Origin of the sequence: Pseudoalteromonas sp. NBT06-2 (assembly GCF_002276045.1) — a bacterium.
In the GTDB taxonomy this organism is placed as follows: domain Bacteria; phylum Pseudomonadota; class Gammaproteobacteria; order Enterobacterales; family Alteromonadaceae; genus Pseudoalteromonas.
This window is the reverse complement of record NZ_NQMR01000203.1, coordinates 1-811: the sequence shown is the minus strand read 5'-3', so window position 1 is coordinate 811 and position 811 is coordinate 1. Positions and strand designations below refer to the sequence as shown.

At 40.8% G+C, this 811-nt stretch carries 2 protein-coding genes; both read right to left on the bottom strand.

What is annotated here, in order from left to right:
* Positions 1-448, bottom strand: a 448-nt coding sequence (locus CJF42_RS23740; protein WP_095369026.1) for a hypothetical protein, incomplete at its 3' end; no start/stop codon positions are given.
* On the bottom strand, positions 449-811 hold a 363-nt coding region (locus CJF42_RS23735), incomplete at its 5' end, for a hypothetical protein (protein ID WP_095369025.1). It lies immediately after the preceding gene.

Below are 811 nucleotides of genomic sequence, written 5' to 3'. Positions count from 1 at the left end.
GGTTTAAACGTGCTTGTTTCCAACGTTCACTTTCACCTGCCACAGATAAGGCGATTTGTGAGATATCTCCGCGTTCTACTTCACTCGATACAATATAACCACTTTCTAATACCTGGCTATTACTCACGCGATATTGTTCATCTAATGTCACTAAATAAATATCACACGCTCGACCAATCGGGTCATTTTGTGCCATTTCAGCAAGTACCGCAGTATCAGTGGTATTGAGTGTTAAACGAATGCGATGCGTATTGTTGTTTTCACCTGCAGGTATTTCACTGACCTTGCCAAGCATCCCCAAGCCATGCCAGGTTTGACCTAAAAACATTCGCTGACCAACCCCTGTATGTAAGTACAGGTCTGCGGTTTTAAAACCTAAACGCACAAAAAACCGTACACGACCATGGGATTTTAAATCATCAATTAATGCTGCTTTAATCGACTCCACTTAAAAAGCCTCCCTGCCTTTAATACGCCAACTAGTAACAATGCCATTCTTATACTGGGCACTGGCAATGCCTTGCTTATTATCAGCTAATCTAAAAACACCTTTAGGTTGATTGAAATAAAGCGGGGTATTATCTGCAGGTATTACACGTATCGGTGACTCAAATACAATATTGGCTTGGCCTAACGAGTTTGAGACTAAATCTTGTGTTAATACCTTTAGTTCAGCAGTGTTACCATCCCCCAATTGAAAACGCTCACCCGCAAGCATTAACGTTTGATTTATCGGCAAGCCATCAATTAACAAGGTATTACCATCTTGATTGGCACCTTTAACAAAAGCAGTAAACTGCTTATCACTTTG